General features: G+C 67.5%; 16 protein-coding genes. 10 read left to right on the top strand and 6 right to left on the bottom strand.

Annotated elements, in window-relative coordinates; translation table 11 throughout:
* The first annotated feature begins 41 nt into the window (after window positions 1–41).
* From K0O64_RS22485 to K0O64_RS22510, 6 genes are read left to right on the top strand one after another with little or no spacing between them, the layout of a single operon-like run.
* Window positions 42–1013 carry a zinc-binding dehydrogenase gene (locus K0O64_RS22485; RefSeq protein WP_096312094.1) on the top strand — a complete coding sequence of 324 codons (972 nt, stop codon included), beginning with the start codon at window positions 42–44 and terminating at the stop codon, window positions 1011–1013.
* Window positions 1010–1765: an HpcH/HpaI aldolase family protein gene (locus K0O64_RS22490; protein ID WP_096312095.1), complete on the top strand. Its 756-nt coding sequence runs from the start codon at window positions 1010–1012 to the stop codon at window positions 1763–1765. The genes K0O64_RS22485 and K0O64_RS22490 overlap by 4 nt, the downstream gene beginning before the upstream one ends.
* On the top strand, window positions 1762–2487 hold the full coding sequence (locus tag K0O64_RS22495; protein WP_096312096.1) for an SDR family NAD(P)-dependent oxidoreductase: 726 nt from the start codon (window positions 1762–1764) through the stop codon (window positions 2485–2487). Before K0O64_RS22490 ends, K0O64_RS22495 begins: the two co-directional genes overlap by 4 nt.
* Window positions 2469–3947, top strand: a complete 1479-nt coding sequence (locus K0O64_RS22500; protein ID WP_096312097.1) for a flavin-containing monooxygenase — start codon at window positions 2469–2471, stop codon at window positions 3945–3947. Before K0O64_RS22495 ends, K0O64_RS22500 begins: the two co-directional genes overlap by 19 nt.
* 2 nt (window positions 3948–3949) lie before the next feature.
* Window positions 3950–4876, top strand: coding sequence for an alpha/beta hydrolase fold domain-containing protein (locus K0O64_RS22505; RefSeq protein ID WP_096312098.1), 927 nt, complete (start codon window positions 3950–3952; stop codon window positions 4874–4876).
* 38 nt (window positions 4877–4914) lie between these two features.
* A complete protein-coding gene (locus K0O64_RS22510; protein ID WP_083542873.1) occupies window positions 4915–5478 on the top strand; it encodes a hypothetical protein in 564 nt (187 codons plus the stop codon).
* A gap of 40 nt (window positions 5479–5518) precedes the next feature.
* Here K0O64_RS22510 and K0O64_RS22515 read toward each other — a convergent pair whose 3' ends face one another.
* From K0O64_RS22515 to K0O64_RS22525, 3 genes are all read right to left on the bottom strand, one after another.
* Window positions 5519–6349 (bottom strand): SDR family oxidoreductase, encoded by an 831-nt coding sequence (locus K0O64_RS22515; RefSeq protein WP_174714141.1) that lies wholly within the window; start codon window positions 6347–6349, stop codon window positions 5519–5521.
* A gap of 74 nt (window positions 6350–6423) precedes the next feature.
* Window positions 6424–6924 (bottom strand): DUF4232 domain-containing protein, encoded by a 501-nt coding sequence (locus K0O64_RS22520; RefSeq protein WP_096312099.1) that lies wholly within the window; start codon window positions 6922–6924, stop codon window positions 6424–6426.
* A gap of 59 nt (window positions 6925–6983) precedes the next feature.
* Window positions 6984–8768: an MFS transporter gene (locus tag K0O64_RS22525; protein ID WP_225933775.1), complete on the bottom strand. Its 1785-nt coding sequence runs from the start codon at window positions 8766–8768 to the stop codon at window positions 6984–6986.
* A 298-nt stretch (window positions 8769–9066) separates the two neighbouring features.
* Between K0O64_RS22525 and K0O64_RS22530 the strand changes: the two genes are divergently transcribed.
* Window positions 9067–10167, top strand: coding sequence for an Rv2629 family ribosome hibernation factor (locus K0O64_RS22530; RefSeq protein WP_096312975.1), 1101 nt, complete (start codon window positions 9067–9069; stop codon window positions 10165–10167).
* Here K0O64_RS22530 and K0O64_RS22535 read toward each other — a convergent pair.
* Window positions 10164–11411: a multidrug effflux MFS transporter gene (locus K0O64_RS22535; RefSeq protein ID WP_096312101.1), complete on the bottom strand. Its 1248-nt coding sequence runs from the start codon at window positions 11409–11411 to the stop codon at window positions 10164–10166. The genes K0O64_RS22530 and K0O64_RS22535 overlap by 4 nt on opposite strands.
* 140 nt (window positions 11412–11551) lie before the next feature.
* Here K0O64_RS22535 and K0O64_RS22540 point away from each other — a divergent pair, with 140 nt between their 5' ends.
* A complete protein-coding gene (locus tag K0O64_RS22540; protein ID WP_096312102.1) occupies window positions 11552–12307 on the top strand; it encodes a hypothetical protein in 756 nt (251 codons plus the stop codon).
* Window positions 12308–12484: 177 nt separating this feature from the next.
* Window positions 12485–16234, top strand: coding sequence for a multifunctional oxoglutarate decarboxylase/oxoglutarate dehydrogenase thiamine pyrophosphate-binding subunit/dihydrolipoyllysine-residue succinyltransferase subunit (locus tag K0O64_RS22545; RefSeq protein WP_096312103.1), 3750 nt, complete (start codon window positions 12485–12487; stop codon window positions 16232–16234).
* Window positions 16235–16319: 85 nt separating this feature from the next.
* Here K0O64_RS22545 and K0O64_RS22550 read toward each other — a convergent pair whose 3' ends face one another.
* Window positions 16320–16694, bottom strand: coding sequence for a DUF732 domain-containing protein (locus tag K0O64_RS22550; RefSeq protein WP_071949577.1), 375 nt, complete (start codon window positions 16692–16694; stop codon window positions 16320–16322).
* Between the two features lie 101 nt (window positions 16695–16795).
* Between K0O64_RS22550 and K0O64_RS22555 the strand changes: the two genes are divergently transcribed.
* Window positions 16796–17626: an SDR family NAD(P)-dependent oxidoreductase gene (locus K0O64_RS22555; RefSeq protein WP_071949576.1), complete on the top strand. Its 831-nt coding sequence runs from the start codon at window positions 16796–16798 to the stop codon at window positions 17624–17626.
* A 5-nt stretch (window positions 17627–17631) separates the two neighbouring features.
* Here the strand turns inward: K0O64_RS22555 and K0O64_RS22560 are convergent, their stop codons facing one another.
* Entirely contained in the window at window positions 17632–18456 is an 825-nt protein-coding gene (locus tag K0O64_RS22560) for a glycine betaine ABC transporter substrate-binding protein (RefSeq protein WP_071949575.1), read from the bottom strand.

Genomic DNA, 18456 nt, shown 5'->3' on the forward strand with positions numbered 1-18456 from the left:
GGCACTGTCAACGACCCACGCGTTATCGGAGGCCTGAGCCTGTGTGGTGTTATCGGCTTGTCGCGCCGTACACGTTCGAGCGCGTCACGGTGCCCGAACCGGCACCGGACCGCCTGCGCGATGGGCAGGTGCTGCTGAAGTTCCTCGCCGCCGGCATCTGCGGCAGCGACATCCCCGGCTTCAAGGGAGTGCAGGGCCGGCTGCCCGGGGACACCGGGACGCTGGCCGCCGAGATGGCGGGCTTCCCGATCCACGAGATCGTCGGCGAAGTAGTGGCCAGCGCCCACCCCGATCACCGGCCCGGCGACCGAGTCGTCGGCTGGGCGTCCGGTTTCGACGGCCTGATGGAGTACGTCGTCTCCGACGGCGACGGGCTGGCCCCCTACGATCCCGCGCTCAGCCCCGAACACGCGGTGGGATTGCAGCCGCTGGCGTGCATTCTTTATGCGCTCGAACAACTTCCACCGTTGACCGGCAAGCGGGTCGCGGTGATCGGGCAGGGCTCGATCGGGCTGCTGTTCTCGTATGCGGCCAAGGCTGCCGGCGCTGCACACGTCACCGGCGTCGACCCGATCTACCGCGACGACATCGGCGCGAAGTTCGGCGTGGACACCGTGGTGCGGTCCACCAGCGACCGATGGGTGGCGCATCTGGCACCACACGACAAGCCCGACGTGGTCATCGAAGCCGTCGGCCATCAGGTGGCCACTCTCAACAACGCGGTCGAAGCCGCCGGATTCGGTGGCACCGTGTTCTACTTCGGTGTGCCCGACGACGACAGCTACCCGATCAGCATGCGGACCATGCTGCGCAACAACCTCACGCTGAAATCCGGTGTGACACTGGACCGTCGGCGAGTGCTCGACGCCGCCGACGCGTTCGCCCGCGAACATCCGGATCTGCTGAGCATGTACGTCACCCACACCTTCGGCATCATCGAGGTGCAGGACGCGTTCGAGTTCGCCTGCCGTCCGACCCCGGGACGGGTCAAGATCTCGATCGTGGCCTCATGACCGTGAGCAGATTGCAGCAGGCGCTGGCCGACAAGCCGCACGTCTGGGGCGGCTGGATCACCGGTCCGACGTTCCTCGGGCCCGACGAATTCGCAAGAGCCGGTTACGACTACGTTGGCTTCGACATTCAGCACGGCTATCTCGACGATGCCGATGTGGCCCTCATCCTGCGGCGCATGGAACACCTCCCGATCGCCACCGCGGTCCGGCTCCCGTCGGCGGACGCCGCACCGATCGGGCGGGTGCTCGACGCAGGCGCCGACGCGATCATCGTGGCGATGGTCGACCGTCCCGAGCAGGCCGCCGAAGCGGTGGCCGCAACCCGCTACGCGCCCAACGGAATTCGGAGTTTCGGTCCGTTGCGAGCCAGCCTGGGCATCGACCCGGCCGCGCTGGCCGATCGGGTGAGTGTGTTCGCGATGATCGAGACGGCGGCCGGGCTGGACGCGGTCGCCGACATCTGCGCTGTGCCGGGTCTGGCCGGTGTCTACGTGGGGCCGGCTGACCTGGCGATCTCCCTGGGCGAAGGGGTGGTCAAAGCCACCGCCCAGCCGAAGGTGCGGGATGCGATCGTGCGCGTCCAGCAGGCCGCTGCGGCCGCAGGTGTGGTGGCAGGTATCCACGCCGGTGACGGTGTGACAGGAAAGGAACTGGCCGAGTTGGGCTTTCAGCTGATCACCCTGGCCCCGGAGTCGCAAGCCCTGCGGCGCGGGGCGATCGCACATCTCGCCGAAGCTGAGGGTCGCGCATGAGCAGGGTCGCTCTCATCACCGGTGCGGCCCGGGGTCAGGGCGCGGCGCTGGTGCGGCGGCTGCGGGCCGACGGATTTCAGGTCGCAGCCGCCGACTTGCGCATCGAGGACCTGCGCTCCCAGATCGACGCACTCGACGACGACGGTGTGATCGCCGTCGAGCTGGACGTCACCTCCGAGGAGCTGTGGGCGAGCGCGGTGGCTGAGGTGGCCGAGCGGTTCGGCGGGTTGAGCACGCTGATCAACAATGCCGGGGTGCTGCACCGGGCGTCACTGTCCGACGAGACCGCGGAGGGTTTCGAAAGCAGTTGGCGGTTCAACACTTTGGGCCCGTTTCTGGGCATCCGGGCGTCGCTGCCCCATCTCCGTGAGGCGGATGGCGCGGCGATCGTCAACACCTGCAGCACCGGCGCCATCCGGCCGTTCCCGTTCCACGCGGCGTACGGATCGTCGAAGTGGGCGCTGCGCGGCCTCACCCAGATCGCCGCGGCCGAGCTGGCCGGTGACGGCATCCGGGTCAACGCGGTGTTTCCCGGGCCGATCGACACACCGATGCTCGACGACACCGCACGGCAACGCCTCATCGAACGCAGCTACAGCGGCCGGCTCGGTCAACCGATGGAAGTCGCGGACGCGGTGGCGTTCCTGGTATCCGAGCACGCGTCGTTCATCACCGGAGCGGAGCTTGTCGTCGATGGTGGGCAATGCCTGCGGATCGGATGACCCCGCTGTCCGTCGGCATCATCGGCGCCGGCCCGGGCGGCCTGGCACTCGGAATCTTTCTGGCAAAAGCCGGATTTCGGGACTTCACGATCTTCGACCGGGAGGACGGCGTCGGCGGCACGTGGCGGATCAACACCTATCCCGGGCTGGCCTGTGATGTGAAATCGCATCTGTACTCGTACTCGTTCGACCTGAACGCCGAGTGGAGCCGGATGTGGCCGGGGCAGCCCGAGCTGCTGGAGTACTTCGAACGGTCCACCGACCGCCACGGCCTGCGGCCTCACCTGCGACTGAACACCGAAATTACCTCGGCACAATGGAATTCCGACACCGCAACCTGGACCCTGACCGACGCGTCGGGAGGACAGCACACGTTCGACATCGTGGTCTCGGCGGTAGGGATGTTCACCCGCCCGCTACTGCCCGAGCTACCGGAACAGGAGCCGTTCACCGGCACGCTGATGCACACCGCGCGGTGGGACCACTCGGTGGACCTCTCCGGAGCCCGGGTGGCCGTGCTGGGCACCGGGTCCACCGCCTCGCAGCTGCTGCCCGAAGTCGCCAAGGTCGCGGACAAGGTCTACTCGGTGCAGCGCTCCCCGACTTGGATCCTGCCCAAGCCGGACCGGCCGTACACCGACCGTGAACGTTGGGTGTTCAAGCGGATCCCCTTCGCCAAGAAGGTCTACCGCACCCGGCTGTGGCTCCGCAGTGAACGCAACATCTCGGTGATCGAGAACGGCAGCGACAAAACCCAAGAGTTCAAGAATCTTTCGCTGCGCTATCTGGAGTCGTCGGTCGCCGATCCGGAGCTACGCGCCAAACTCACCCCGGATCACCCGCTGGGCTGCAAGCGTCTGGTTTTCGCGGCCGATTATCTGTCCACGTTGACCCAGCCGCATGTCGAGGTGGTGTCCAGCCCGGCCCGCGCATTGCGAGCGCGCTCGCTGATCACCGCGGACGGCTCCGAACTCGACGTCGATGTGGTGCTGTGCGCCACCGGCTATGCCGCCACCGACTACCTGGGCCAGATCGAGGTCACCGGCGAGGACGGCCGGTCGCTGCGCGAGACGTGGCGCGACGGGGCCTTCGCCTACCTGGGCATGACCGTTCCCGGCTTCCCGAACTTCTTCATGCTCTACGGGCCCAACACCAACGTCGGCTCCAACAGCGTGATTTTCGTCCTCGAAGCCCAGGCGCACTACATCGTGCGGGCGCTGAAATATCTGCGGCGCACCCGGCGCCGCTACGTCGCGGTGCGTTCCGACACGATGGCCGCCTTCCTGGCCGACGTCGACCGGTGGATGGCAGGCACTGTGTGGATGACCCGCTGTAGCAACTACTTTCGGGCACCCAACGGCCGCGTGGTGACTCAGTGGCCGCGCAGCGCCGGTGCGTTCTGGGCGATGACCCGCCGGTTCCGGCCGCGTGACTACACGTTCGCACCGCCGGGCGGCTAGCGATGGAACCCGACCCCGAGATTCTCCGACGGCTCGACCCCGCATTACACGGGTTCGCCGCCGCGCGCGTCGACCTGTCGCTGAACAGTCTTGGCGCCGCTCGGGACTCGCTGAACACCCGACGAGCCGAGGCCGTCGCGCAGATCGACGTCACCGGCGTCGACATCACCGACGAGCACGCGGCAGGCGTTCCGGTGCGCATCTACCGTGGCGGGCCCGGCCCATCGCCCGCGGTGATCTACTGCCACGCCGGCGCGTTCGTGCTGGGCAATCTCGACACCGACCACCGCCAATGCATCGAACTCGCCCGCCGGGCCGCCTGCACGGTGATATCGGTGGACTACCGGCTGGCCCCGGAACACCCCTATCCCGCCGCACTCGACGACGCCGCCGCCGTCTTGCGGTGGACGTGGGAGTCGTCCGACGATCTGGGAGTCGACCGTGACCGGTTGGCCCTCGCAGGCAACAGCGCCGGGGCGGCGCTGGCCGCCGGGCTGGCGCAGCGCGCGGCAGCCGAGGAGGCCCCGCCCGTCGTCGGCCTACTACTGCATCAGCCGGTGCTCGACGACCGTCCCACCGCGTCGAAGGCGGAGTTCACCTCGACACCCGGTTTTGACGGTGTCGCCGCCGAGGAGATGTGGCGACACTACCTCGGCCCGACGGCGCCGAGCGCGGCCGCGATACCCGCCCGCAGTCACCAAATGATCGGCGCGGCAAGCACGTTCATCACCTGTTCGGAATTGGATCCGCTGCGGGACGAGGCGCTGGATTACGCCCGAAGGCTGATGCGCTGCGGGGTCCGCACCGACCTGCACATCTTCGGCGGCACCTGCCACGGCTTCGACTCGCTATGCCCCGACTGGGAGATCAGCCAGGCGGTGTCGGCGATGCAGGCCGAGGCGCTCCGGCGCTTTTTCGTCGAACCATGACCTTTACAGATTGTCGTTAAACTGTCACGCTGGGTGGCGTGCATGAACTCGACGAACGAGACCGCCAGCGCGACGTGTCCCGGTCGCGCCAGCGGACACCCAGGCTGGCCCGCTACCAACTCGACGTCGTCGGAGCCCACGTCGCCGACGTCGTGGATTCGGCAGGCGGCTGGTTGTTCGACCGGGTCATGGCGGGCTGGGACGTGCGCGTCGCAGTCGCCGACACCGGCGACCTCGCCGCCCTGCACATCCTGGGCGTCCAGCCCGTCGCGTTGAGCGCGATGTTCGGCGGCGGGCATACGCCGACCGCCCTGGCGGTGGCAGGCGCGATATGCCGGACCGACGACCGACTCCGTGATGTGCTGGCCGCCTCGGTGCGGTCGGCGCGCACCGAGGTCCTCGCGTGGGGCGAGCTGTGGCCGCCCAGCGGCGGTCGGCACGGTGCGGAGGTGCGACACGAACTCAGCGCTGCGGCACGGGTATTCAAGGCTCAGGCGGCATTCGCCGCCGGACTCGACGCGAAAGTCGCGCCCTTCGAGGTGTTCCGCAGTTATGGCCAGTCGGTACGCACCGACTACCCGGACCTGCTGCCGGTCGGCTGACCGCCTAACGTCACACGGGAGTGACGCTGAGCGGCACGGGCTAACGGTCGACGAAGATGTCGATGATCGGGTTGTCACCGCCGCCGTAGCGGGACAGGTCCTCGACACCGGCGGCGCGCAGCACGTCAGAGTCGATCAGGCAGCCGCCGTTGACCTTCGAACCCGCCGACGTGATGATTTCGACGGCCGCATCGGCCATGATCTCGGGGCTGCGGGAGGACGCGAGCGCATCCTCGAAGTCGGCCGAGTTGGCCACCGCCGAGGTCGCGATGTAGGTCTCCGGCCACAGGCAGGTGAAACCGATTCCGGAGTCGGCATATTCGGCCGCCCAGCCCAGCGACAGCAAGGTCATCCCGTACTTGGACAGGGTGTAGGACGGGTGTGCACCCAGCCAGTGCGGGTTCATGTTCAGCGGCGGCGCGATGGTCACGACGTGGCCATTGGGCGACTGGCGCAGGTGCGGCAGACACGCCTTGGTGAGCAGGAACGTGCCGCGGATATTGATCTGCTGCATGAGGTCGAACTTCTTGGCCGACAGCGTCTCGGTGGGATCGGTGGCGATCGCACTGGCGTTGTTGACGCAGATGTCGACGCCGCCGAATTCCTTCACCGCGGTGTCGACGGCGCGTGCGACGTCCTCTTCGCTGCGGACGTCACCGACGACGGCGACAGCCTTACCGCCGGCCGCCTCGATCTCCGCGGCGGCGGTGTAGACCGTGCCAGGCAGCTTCGGGTGCGGTTCGGCGGTCTTGGCCAGCAGTACGACGTTCGCGCCGTGCCGGGCCGCGCCGAGCGCGATGGCCAGACCGATTCCCCGGCTGCCGCCCGACACGACCAGGGTGCGGTCGGTGAGCGAATGCTTGTCGGCCATCATTCTCCTCGCTGAAAATTGCATTCTCTTTTTCGGCGAGCATAGTACTCAGTGCAGCAGAACGAACCGGAGGGTCAGGAAACCGCGGTGACCGGATGCACCTGCAGCCGGCAGGTGTCGATCGTGGCCGGCACGGTCACGGTGTCGTACGTGTCCGGGGCGGTGACGAGCAGGTCGGTGTAGGTCGGGCACTGATTCCCGTCGGCGTCGACGGCCAGACCTTCCACGATGGCCTGTGCCGGATGTCCCGGCCACACGGTGACGGTCGGCGGGACGTCGACCACGCTGGGCAGGCCGCCGAGATAACCGCGCACGGTGCGCTCGGCGTGCAGCAGTGGTCCGCCGTCGCCCGAGTCGACACCCGGGTAACCGGTCAGGGTGCACGCCGCCGCGCCCGGCGCGAGGCTGAACACCAACGGCACACCGCGATGGCCGACCGCCGCGCGTGCCGGCCCGGTGGTCACCGTGAGCTGTGCCGATGTGCACGACGGCGGGTTGTCGGCGTGGACAGTGGGCGACCAGGCAAGGGTCGCGAGTACCAGCGCAGCGGCGGTCAACGCCGGCTTTGTCGTCATCACAACAGTGAAGACCGTCTGCGCCGCTACCGATCCCAATTCGGGACGAACTCCTCCGATCAGTCACCCGGCCGCGAGTGCCGGCCGTAGGACTGCACCTCGGCGGGCTCGTCGCGGTAGTGCCGCGCGCGCCGTGGCTCACTGGCATCGCTGAGACGATGCCGTGAGGCGTATCCGTCAAGATGAAAACCGTTGTGCGCGAGTTCAATCGGCTCGACAGGAGGTTCGAGCTCCGGTGGCGGGCGGTGCCACCTGATGACGTCGGTCTCGTCGTCGCGCGCATCGGGCGGCGGCGGGGCGATCGGCTCCCGATCCACCTCGTACTCGACGTACTCGTCGTCGTCATAGCCGTCGTCGTACACCGGGATCTCGTCGGTGATCTCGTCGCGGTCATCCCGCACCGACGGACGACCCAGACCGCCGAGGACGAACAGCGCCGCCACGATCCCGAATAACGCGGCGAACGCCGGCAGCAGCATCGACTGGGACAGCGCGGCCGAGAAAGGTTCACGCAGGAACGACGGCAGTTGCAGCACCGCCAGATCACTGGGTGACGCATCGGCAGGCGCGGCGGGCATCTCGTCGCTGATGCGCGATGCCATGAACGCAGCCATACCGGCGCTGCCGAGCACCGAGCCGACCTGACGGGTTGCGTTGTAGACGCCGGAACCCGCACCCGCCAGGTGCGACGGCAGGTTACGGGTGGCGGTGGCCGCCAGCGGCGCCCAGATGAACGCCATGCCGACGCCCATCGCGGTCAGTGCCAATACCAGTCGCCAGATCGGCGTCGTCGGCGTCATGTCGATCGACAACCAGGTCAGCGCGATCGCCAGCACCGAGAAGCCGAACCCGAGGATCGGGCGGGGATGCACCCGATCGGTCAGCTGGCCCACGAACGGGGCGAGCACCCCGCTGGACACCGCCATCGGCGCAATCAGCAGCGCCGAGCGCGTCGGCGACAACCCACACACGACCTGGGCGTAAAACATCACCGGCAGCATCATCGCGGTGACCACGAAACCGATGACGGCCACACCGAAGTTGGACAGGCTGAAATCCCGGTCGGCGAACATCTCCAACGGAATCAGCGGTTCGTCGCGGTTGATCGACTGCCAGTAGACGAACGCGGTGAAGAAGCCGATGCCGGCGACGATCACCGCCCAGATCCACGCCGCCCAGTGATGGGCCTGGCCTTCCTGCAGACCGAACACCACCAGGAACATGCCGATCCCGGACAGCGCCACCCCGATGAAGTCGAACCGGTGTTTACGCACGGGCAGCGTCGGGATCAGCCACACCGCCAACGCCAGACCGATTACGCCGACCGGCACGTTGACGAAGAAGATCCACTCCCAGCCCAGCCGGCCGACGAGCACGCCACCGGCGAGCGGGCCGACGAGGGTGGCCACCCCGGCCGTCGCGCCCCACAGGCTCATCGCCACACCGCGGCGCTCCGGCGGGAAAATGCGGGTGATCGTGGAGAGCGTCTGCGGAGTCAGCAGCGCGGCGCCGAGCCCCTGGACGACGCGGGCGGCGATCAACATCTCGATCGAGCCGGCCAGCCCGCACCACAACGAGGAGGCGGTGAAGACGGCCAGGCCGGCGATGTAGAGGTTCTTCGGCCCGAAGCGGTCACCGAGGCGACCGGCCAGCAACAGCGGTACGGCGTAGGCCAGCAGGTAGGCACTGGTCACCCAGATCACGGTGTCGTAGTCGGTGATCTCCAGCCCGTCCATGATGCTCGGGTTGGCGACGGCGACGATCGTCGAATCGACCAGGATCATGAAGAAGCCGACCAGCATGGCCCACAGCGCGTGCCACGGATTGGCGGGCACGTCGGGCATGGCGGTCGGGTCGGGGTCCAAGTCCACGTCCGGCGCCGGGCCGGCCATGTTCCTGGTCATATCCACTACCTCATTTCGGCTGTTGCGTCGGCGTCGGCATGCGCTGACGAACCGTTCTCGGCCCCCGCGCCTCATCGATCGGCAGCAACACCACGTGCGTAACGCCGTCAGCACCTGCTGTGCTTCCGACTCCCCTCACGCGTGCCAGATCGAGACTATCGTTGCGTCGAGCGGGTACCCGGCGGTGGGCCTGACCGGAATCGCGGCCCACATCCCGTTTTCCAGCGCAGGAGGAGCCATGCATTCGGATCGCTTTCGGCCTTTGGTGGACGCGAAGGGTCCGTTCGTCTCGATCTATTTCGACGACTCTCATGACACCGAGGACGCGGCCGCACAGCTCGACGCGCGGTTGCGCGACATTCGCAAACAGCTCGAGGAGCAGTCCGTCGACGGTTCAGTGATCCAGGCCATCGACACTGCGGTGCGCGGCGCCCACCCGCCCGTCGGCCGCAGCGGCCGGGCGGTGATCGTCGCCGGCGACACCGTCGTGCTCGACGAGCACCTCATCCGGCCGCCGACCACCACGATCGTGCGCGTCTCCGACCTGCCCTACGTGGTGCCGATCGTCGAGCACGGTCTGCTGCACACCGCGTACCTGCGAGTCGCCGTCGATTCGACGGGCGCCGACATCAGCGTCCATTACGCCAGCCGGGTGAACAGCGAGACCGTCGACGGCGACGGCTACCCGGTGCACAAGGCGAAGTCGTCCGAGGGACATGAATACGGCAAGGAGCAGGCCGTCGAAGAGGCGGTCCGCAAGAACATCCGGGAGGTGGCCGACCGGGTCACCCACCTGGTCGACGAGTCCGGCGCCGGGCTGGTGTTCATCGAGGGCGAGGTCGGCGCGCGCAGCGAGCTGACGTCCGAGCTGCCCGAGCGGGTGGCCGACAATGCTGTGCAGCTCGAAGGCGGCGGACGCGCCGCAGGCACCGACGAGGCGGAGGTGCAGCACGAGATCAGTCAGGAACTCCTCAAGCAGCGGCTCACCGCGATCGACGACGCCGCGCAGCGGTTCGCCGCCGGGCGCGGGACCGGCCTGGCCGTCGAGGGCCTGGCCGACGTGACCGCCGCGCTGCGGGACGGCGCGGTCGACACCCTCATCATCGGCGATATCGAGGACGCCACCGTCGTCGCCGACGCGGACCTGATGTTGATCGCCGCTGACGCCGACACCCTGTCCGATCTCGGGGCGGCACCGGAACGCACACTGCGCGCCGACGAGGCCTTGCCGATCAAGGCGGTGGCCATCGACGCCGCGCTGGTGCGGACCGACGAGCGGATGAGCCCGGCCGACGGCGTCGGCGCGGTGCTGCGCTACGCGGAGAACAGCTCGGCCTAATGGCCGTCGTCGTCGGCGCCGCCGACGGCGATCAGCGCCAGCACCGCGACCCCCACACCGGCGGTCATCACCACCGACAGCGCGATCTCGTCGTTGCCCATCAGACCGACGACGGGTGCGATTGCGGCACCCACACCGAACTGCGCGGCACCCAGCAGCGCGGCGGCGGTCCCGGCCGCTTCGTGGTGACGTGACAGCGCGACGGCGGGAGCGTTCGGGATGACGAAGCCCATCATCGCCAGCACGGCCCACACCGGCACCAGGAAGCCGTAGATGCCGCCGGTGTGCGTCACCGACAGCACGATGAAGCTCGCACCCACCACGGTCGCGGCGGCCAGCGCCCACAGCAGGATGCGTTGCGGCGAAAACCGGCGCAGCAGCAGAACATTCACCTGAGTGGCGGCGACGAACGCGATGGCGCCGGCGCCGAACACCAACGCGAAGGTCTGCTGATCCAGACCGTGGCGGCCCTGCAGCACGAACGCGGCGCCGGCGATGTAGGCGAACAGCCCGGCCATCCCGAGTGCGCCAACGACGACCAGGGCGACGAACCGCAAGTCGCGCAGCAGGCTCAGGTAGGTCGCGGCGATCGAGCGCACCTGAAGGGGGCGGCGATTGCCGACCGGCAGGGTTTCCGGCAGCGCGAGCGCGGCGACCAGAAGCAGCGCGCCGGCCAACACGATCAGCACCGCGAACACCCAGTGCCAGGACGCCCTGAGCAGCACGGCCGCGCCGAGCGAGGGCGCAACGATCGGCGCCACGCCGAGGATCAGCATCAGTCGCGACATCACGGTGGCTGCGGCGCTGTCGTCGAACAGGTCACCGACGACGGCGACGGCCACCACCGCCGCGGCGGCCGCACCCATCCCCTGCAACCCGCGCGCCAGACTGAGCACCTCGATGTTGGGGGCGAACAGGCAGACGAGCGACGCCAGCATGTGCAGCGCGATGCCGCCCATCAAGGGACGGCGACGGCCCAGCGAATCCGACAGCGGGCCGACGATCAGCTGACCGAGCGCCAGGCCGGCCAGCGTGCCGGTCAGCGTCAGCTGCGCCACCGACGAGGACACCCCGAGCTCGTCGGCGATGCGCGGCAGCGCAGGCAGATACATGTCGATGGTCAGCGGACCCAGCGCCACCAGCGCGCCCAGCACGACGATCATCCGCAGCCGGCTCGGCGTTGCCACCTCCGCTGACACGGGCGTCTCGTGGCGGGTGGCAGTCACAGTTCGCGATGTTGCCATGCACACCCACAGCACGCTCAAGCGATTATTTGTTCCGCCTGCGGCTATCCAACCCCGTGGTGACTCAGATCACCGCGGGGCACGTTTTTGCGGGGGTCGTTCGTTAGCCTGAGAGCACGCCAAGTTAGGAAGGCACGCGCATGAAGGTCCGCCGACGAGGCAGTTCCCCGGAACGATTGCCTGCGCAGGTCGAGGATGACGCGACCATGTCCGCGCGGGTGCTCTCCCAGATCATCGAGCGCAGCACCCGAGCCCAGGCGCCGGCCGTCAAGGCCTATGTCGCCCGGCTGCGGCGGGCGAACCCCGAGGCGAGCCCGGCGGAGATCGTCACCAAGCTCGAGACTCGCTACCTGGCCGCGGTGATGGCCAGCGGCGCTGCCGTCGGATCGGCCGCCGCGTTCCCCGGGATCGGCACCCTGGCAGCCCTGTCGGCAGTGGCCGGCGAGACGCTGGTGTTCTTGGAGGCCACCGCGGTGTTCGTGCTCGCTGTCGCCGACGTCCACGGCATCCCGCTCGAGCAGCGGGAGCGTCGGCGGGCGCTGGTGTTGGCAGTGCTCGTCGGCGAGGAGAGCAAGGGGGCGATCACCGACCTGATCGGCCCGAGCCGCACCAGCGGCGCGTGGCTGACCGAGGGCGCCGAGATGATTCCGCTGCCCGCGTTGTCACAGCTGAACAGCCGCCTGATGCGGTACTTCGTGAAGCGCTTCACGCTCAAGCGTTCTGCGATGGCGTTCGGCAAAATGCTGCCCGTCGGCATCGGTGCCGCGGTCGGTGGCGGCGGTAACCGAATGATGGGCAAAAAGATAGTGAACAATGCCCGCGCGGCGTTTGGGCCCGCGCCCAGCCGGTGGCCGGTGAGCTTGCACCTGCTGCCTGCGATCGAGCCCGGCGGATAACCGTTCACCGACCTCCGTCGACCAGTTGTCGCACCACCCCGGGGCATGGAGCTGACGTGCTTCGGGAACAGATAAGAAGCGATAGCCTTTTAGACGGCGGCCGTGGGGGCACCAAAATTGGGGCAAACCGTCCAAGTGCGGCTTGCCCGGACGAAGGAATTGAGGCGAGCAACTGCCGTGAGCAGTACTAGTTCACCATTCGGACAGAACGAATGGCTGGTCGAGGAGATGTACCGCAAGTTCCGCGAGGACCCCTCCTCGGTCGACTCGAGTTGGCATGAGTTCCTTGTCGACTACAACCCGGAGCCGACGAGCGACTCGACCGCCGGTGGTAACGGCCAACCGGCCGCGAAGACCGCCGCTCCGGTGTCACCACCGGAACCCGCACCGGCCCCCCCGCCGGCCAAGTCCGCTCCCGCCAAGTCCGCTCCCGCGGGCAATGGCGCGTCGAGCTCGGCCGCTCCGGTCAAAGACACCGCCAAGCCTCCGGCCAAGGAGCCGGCACCCAAGGCCGCAGCAGCGTCGTCGTCGTCGTCCGATGGCGGCGACGAGACGCAGGTGTTGCGCGGCGCGGCAGCAGCCGTCGTCCGCAACATGAACACCTCGCTGGAGATCCCGACCGCGACCAGTGTGCGGGCCATCCCGGCGAAGCTGATGATCGACAACCGCATCGTCGTCAACAACCACCTCAAGCGCACTCGCGGCGGCAAGGTGTCCTTCACCCACCTGCTCGGCTACGCGATCGTGCAGGCGGTCAAGAAGTTCCCGAACATGAACCGGCACTACGCCGAGATCGACGGCAAGCCCAACGCCGTCACGCCCGCGCACACCAATCTGGGCCTCGCGATCGACCTGCAAGGCAAGGACGGTAAGCGCTCGCTGGTGGTCGCCGCGATCAAGAACTGCGAGACCATGCGGTTCGGCCAGTTCATCGCCGCCTACGAGGACATCGTGCGGCGCGCCCGCGACGGCAAGCTCACCGCCGAGGATTTCGCCGGTGTGACGATCTCGCTGACCAACCCCGGCACCATCGGCACCGTGCACTCGGTGCCCCGGTTGATGTCCGGCCAGGGTGCGATCGTCGGCGCCGGCGCGATGGAGTACCCGGCGGAGTTCCAGGGCGCGAGCGAGGAGCGCATCGCCGAACTGGGCATCGGCAAGCTCATCACGCTGACGTCGACCTACGACCACCGCATCATTCAGGGTGCGGAGTCCGGCGACTTCCTGCGGACCATCCACGAACTGCTGCTGTCGGACGATTTCTTCGACGAGATCTTCTTCGAGCTGGGCATCCCTTACGAGCCGGTCCGCTGGCGCACCGACAACCCCGATTCGATCGTCGACAAGAACGCTCGCGTCATCGAACTCATTGCGGCCTACCGCAACCGCGGGCATCTGATGGCCGACATCGACCCGCTGCGCTTGGACAAGACCCGCTTCCGCAGCCACCCCGACCTCGACGTCAACACCCACGGCTTGACGCTGTGGGATCTCGACCGGGTGTTCAAGGTCGACGGGTTCGCGGGCAAGGAGTTCAAGAAGCTGCGCGACGTGCTCGGGCTGCTGCGCGACGCCTACTGCCGCCACATCGGTGTGGAGTACACCCACATCTTGGAGCCCGAGCAGCAGAAGTGGCTGCAGGAGCGCATCGAGGTCAAGCACGAAGGTCCGACGGTCGCCCAGCAGAAGTACATCCTGTCGAAGCTGAACGCCGCTGAGGCCTTCGAGACCTTCCTGCAGACGAAATACGTTGGGCAGAAGCGCTTCTCGCTGGAGGGTGCGGAAACCGTCATCCCGATGATGGACGCCGCGATCGACCAGGCCGCCGAGCACGCCCTCGACGAGGTCGTGATCGGCATGCCGCACCGCGGCCGGCTCAACGTGCTGGCCAACATCGTCGGCAAGCCCTACTCGCAGATCTTCAGCGAGTTCGAGGGCAACCTGAACCCGTCGCAGGCGCACGGTTCCGGTGACGTCAAGTACCACCTCGGCGCCAGCGGCAACTACATCCAGATGTTCGGCGACAACGACATCGAGGTCTCGCTGACCGCCAACCCGTCGCACCTGGAAGCCGTGGACCCGGTGATGGAAGGCATCGTTCGGGCCAAGCAGGACCTGCTCGACAAGGGCGACGGCGACGACGGCTTCACCGTCATGCCGCTGATGCTGCACGGCGATGCGGCCTTCGCCGGTCAGGGCGTGGTGGCCGAGACCCTCAACCTTGCGCTGCTGCGCGGCTACCGCACTGGCGGCACGATCCACATCATCGTCAACAACCAGATCGGCTTCACTACCTCGCCGCAGGACTCACGCAGCTCGGAGTACTGCACCGACGTCGCAAAGATGGTGGGAGCGCCCATCTTCCACGTCAACGGTGACGATCCGGAGGCCTGCGTCTGGGTGGCGCGGCTGGCGGTGGACTTCAGGCAGAAGTTCAAGAAGGACGTCATCATCGACATGCTGTGCTACCGCCGCCGCGGGCACAACGAGGGTGACGACCCGTCGATGACCCAGCCGTACATGTACGACGTCATCGACACCAAGCGCGGTGTCCGCAAGACCTACACCGAAGCCCTGATCGGCCGCGGCGACATCTCGATGAAAGAGGCCGAGGACGCGCTGCGCGACTACCAGGGTCAGCTGGAGCGAGTGTTCAACGAGGTCCGCGATCTCGAGAAACACGAGGTCGAACCGAGCGAATCGGTCGAAGAAGACCAGATGATCCCGCGCGGCATGACCACCGCGGTGGACAAGTCGCTGCTGGCCCGTATCGGTGACGCGCATCTGGCGTTCCCGGAGAACTTCAACGTGCACCCCCGCGTCAAGCCGGTGCTGGAGAAGCGCCGCGAGATGGCGTACGAGGGCAAGGTCGACTGGGCGTTCGCCGAATTGCTCGCGCTCGGAACATTTTTGGCCGAAGGCAAGCTGATCCGCTTGTCGGGTCAGGACACTCGGCGCGGCACGTTCACCCAGCGGCACTCGGTGATCATCGACCGCAAGACCGGCGCGGAGTTCACCCCGCTGGACCTGCTGACCGTCAACCCGGACGGCACACCGACCGGCGGCAAGCTGATGGTGTACGACTCGGCGCTGTCGGAGTACGCGGCGGTCGGCTTCGAATACGGCTATTCCGTGGGCAATCAGGACGCACTCGTCATGTGGGAGGCGCAGTTCGGCGATTTCGTCAACGGTGCGCAGTCGATCATCGACGAGTTCATCAGTTCCGGCGAGGCCAAGTGGGGTCAGCTCTCCGATGTGGTGCTGCTGCTCCCCCACGGCCATGAGGGCCAAGGCCCCGACCACACCTCGGGTCGCATCGAGCGGTTCCTCCAGCTGTGGGCCGAGGGTTCGATGACGATCGCGCTGCCGTCGACCCCGGCGAACTACTTCCATCTGTTGCGCCGGCACGGCCTCGACGGAGTGCACCGTCCGCTGATCGTGTTCACGCCGAAGTCGATGCTGCGCAACAAGGCTGCCGTCAGCGACATCCGGGACTTCACCGAGCAGAAGTTCCGGTCGATCATGGAGGAGCCGACCTACACCGACGGCGACGGCGACCGCAACAAGGTCACCCGAATCCTGTTGACCAGCGGCAAGATCTACTACGAGCTGGCGGCGCGCAAGGACAAGGACAAGCGCGAGGACGTCGCGATCGTCCGCGTCGAGCAGCTGGCGCCGCTGCCCAAGCGGCGACTGAGCAACACCTTGGATTCCTACCCGAATGCCAAGGAGTTCTTCTGGGTTCAAGAGGAGCCGGCCAACCAGGGTGCGTGGCCGACGTTCGGCTTGACGCTGCCGGAGTTGTTGCCGGAGAAGCTGACCGGGATCAAGCGGATCTCGCGGCGCGCGATGTCGGCGCCGTCGTCCGGCTCGTCGAAGGTGCACGTCGTCGAGCAGCAGGAGATCATCGACGAGGCGTTCGGCTAGTTCTGCCGAGTGTGGGCCTCATGCACGCGAAATCGCCATTTCGTCTGCAGGAGGCCCACAGTCGAAGCTTGGCGGAGCCTCGAATCTAGAAGCCGAAGTTGTTGAGCAGGTCCAGCGGGATCGGCGAGTTGCCGTTGGCGAGGTCCTGCATGGCGCGCGGGCAGAAGAAGGACACGGCGATGCCGGTGAACATGGTCGCCGGGCCCAGCGGTCGGCCCATCCGGTCGGCGACGGTCGAGGCGATGTCGGCGGTGTTCTGGGTGCGGTCAGCCAGCAGCGGGCAGATCGACTGCCCCATCTCGACGGCCTGAGCAGGGTCCATGCCGGTGATGCCGGCATTGCCCAACGCGGCCAGGAAGTCGTCGGTGGTGGTGTCGGCTTGCGCGGGCGCGGCCAGCGCGACAGCGACGGCGATCAATCCGGCAACCGCCCCGGCGCTGGCCATACGGCGAAATGTCATGCTCTAAGCATCGCGGTCGGCTATCCCGCTGTTACCCGCGGGGTGCCCACCCGATAGCCTGAGCCCATTCGACACACGTCAAACAACGCGAGGAGTCGCTCATGCAGGGGTTTGCCGGGAAGGTAGCCGTCGTCACCGGGGCCGGGTCGGGCATCGGCCAGGCACTCGCGATGGAACTGGGCCGATCGGGCGCCAAGCTCGCCATCAGCGATATCGACACCGAGGGCCTGGCGGTCACCGAGGAGCGCCTGAAGGCGATCGGCGTCGACGTCAAGGCGGACCGGCTCAACGTCACCGAGCGCGAGGCGTTCCAGGCCTACGCCGACGGCGTCAAGGCGCACTTCGGCAAGGTCAACCAGATCTACAACAACGCCGGCATCGCGTACTCCGGTGACGTCGAGATCAGCCAGTACAAGGACATCGAGCGAGTGATGGACGTCGACTTCTGGGGCGTCGTCAATGGCACCAAGGTCTTCCTGCCATACCTGATCGAGTCCGGCGACGGCCACGTCATCAACGTCTCGAGCCTGTTCGGCATCTTCTCGGTGCCGGGCCAGGCCGCCTACAACGCGGCCAAGTTCGCGGTGCGCGGGTTCACCGAGGCCCTGCGTCAGGAGATGATCCTGGCCAAGCACCCGGTCAAGGTCACCACCGTGCACCCGGGCGGCATCAAGACTGCGATCGCGCGCAACTCCACCGTGGCCGAAGGACTCGACCAGGCCGAGATGGCCAAGGCGTTCGACAAGAAGCTCGCCAGGACGACGCCGGAGCGCGCGGCCGAGATCATCCTCGATGCGGTCCGCAAGAACAAGGCTCGGGTGCTCGTCGGCGCGGACGCCAAGATCCTCGATGTGATCGTGCGTATCACCGGGTCGGGCTACCAGCAGTTGTTCTCCACCGTGCTGCCCAAGCTTTCCCCGCCGATGCGCTGAATTCGCTAGCGCCCCAAGGGGTGTCCCGACAGCCACTCTTCGGCGACCGAGCGCGGGTCACGCCCCTCGGCGACGTGATGCCGCATGTCGACGAGCGAGCCGGTGTCGAGGACACCGGCGAGTTCGTTGATCGCGCGCACCTGTTGGGTGTCGAGTTCGTTGCGCCGATAGAGCGGCACGATGTTTTCGGCCATCACCAGCTCCGGCTTGCGATCGGCCAGGACGACGACATCACTGGGCACGCCGGTGTCGGCGGTCCCCGTCCAGGCGGCCGTGACGTCGCCTGCCCGCAGCGCAGCGAACATCGTTGCCGCATCCGGGAATTCGCGCGGCGCGGGCAGCGTGCAGCCACCCACCACAGTCGGCAACCCCCGCACGTGCGCGACGGCCCCGACCCGCAGCCCGGCACAGTGGCTCACCAACGCGGTCAGGTCACGGCTGCCCCACGCGGCGGCGGTCGCATCGGTCACGGCCAGCGCGGGCTTGTCATCGGCGGCGGTGGTGTAGTCACCGGCGGCCACACCTTCGGGCAGGACGCCGAGCAGCGCCTTGTACACCTGCGAGTCCGAGCGGGCCGTTGCGCCGGGGGCGAACTTCTGCAGTAGCCGGCCGGTGAATCCCGGCACCACGCTGACGGCGCCGGAATCCATTGCCTTCAGCGGATCCGCGACGATCCCCACGTGCGCGGCGGTGCCGTACGAGCGCAGCGCCGCGGCATACAGATTGGCCAGCAGGGTGTACTCCGGGTCAGCGGTCGCGCCGACAGCCAACGACGGTCCCGGCGCCGGCGACCCGCAGGCCACCGCCACCAGAACCAGCAGTCCCAGCAT

The organism is Mycolicibacterium pallens (genome assembly GCF_019456675.1).
In the GTDB taxonomy this organism is placed as follows: Bacteria; Actinomycetota; Actinomycetes; order Mycobacteriales; family Mycobacteriaceae; genus Mycobacterium; species Mycobacterium crocinum.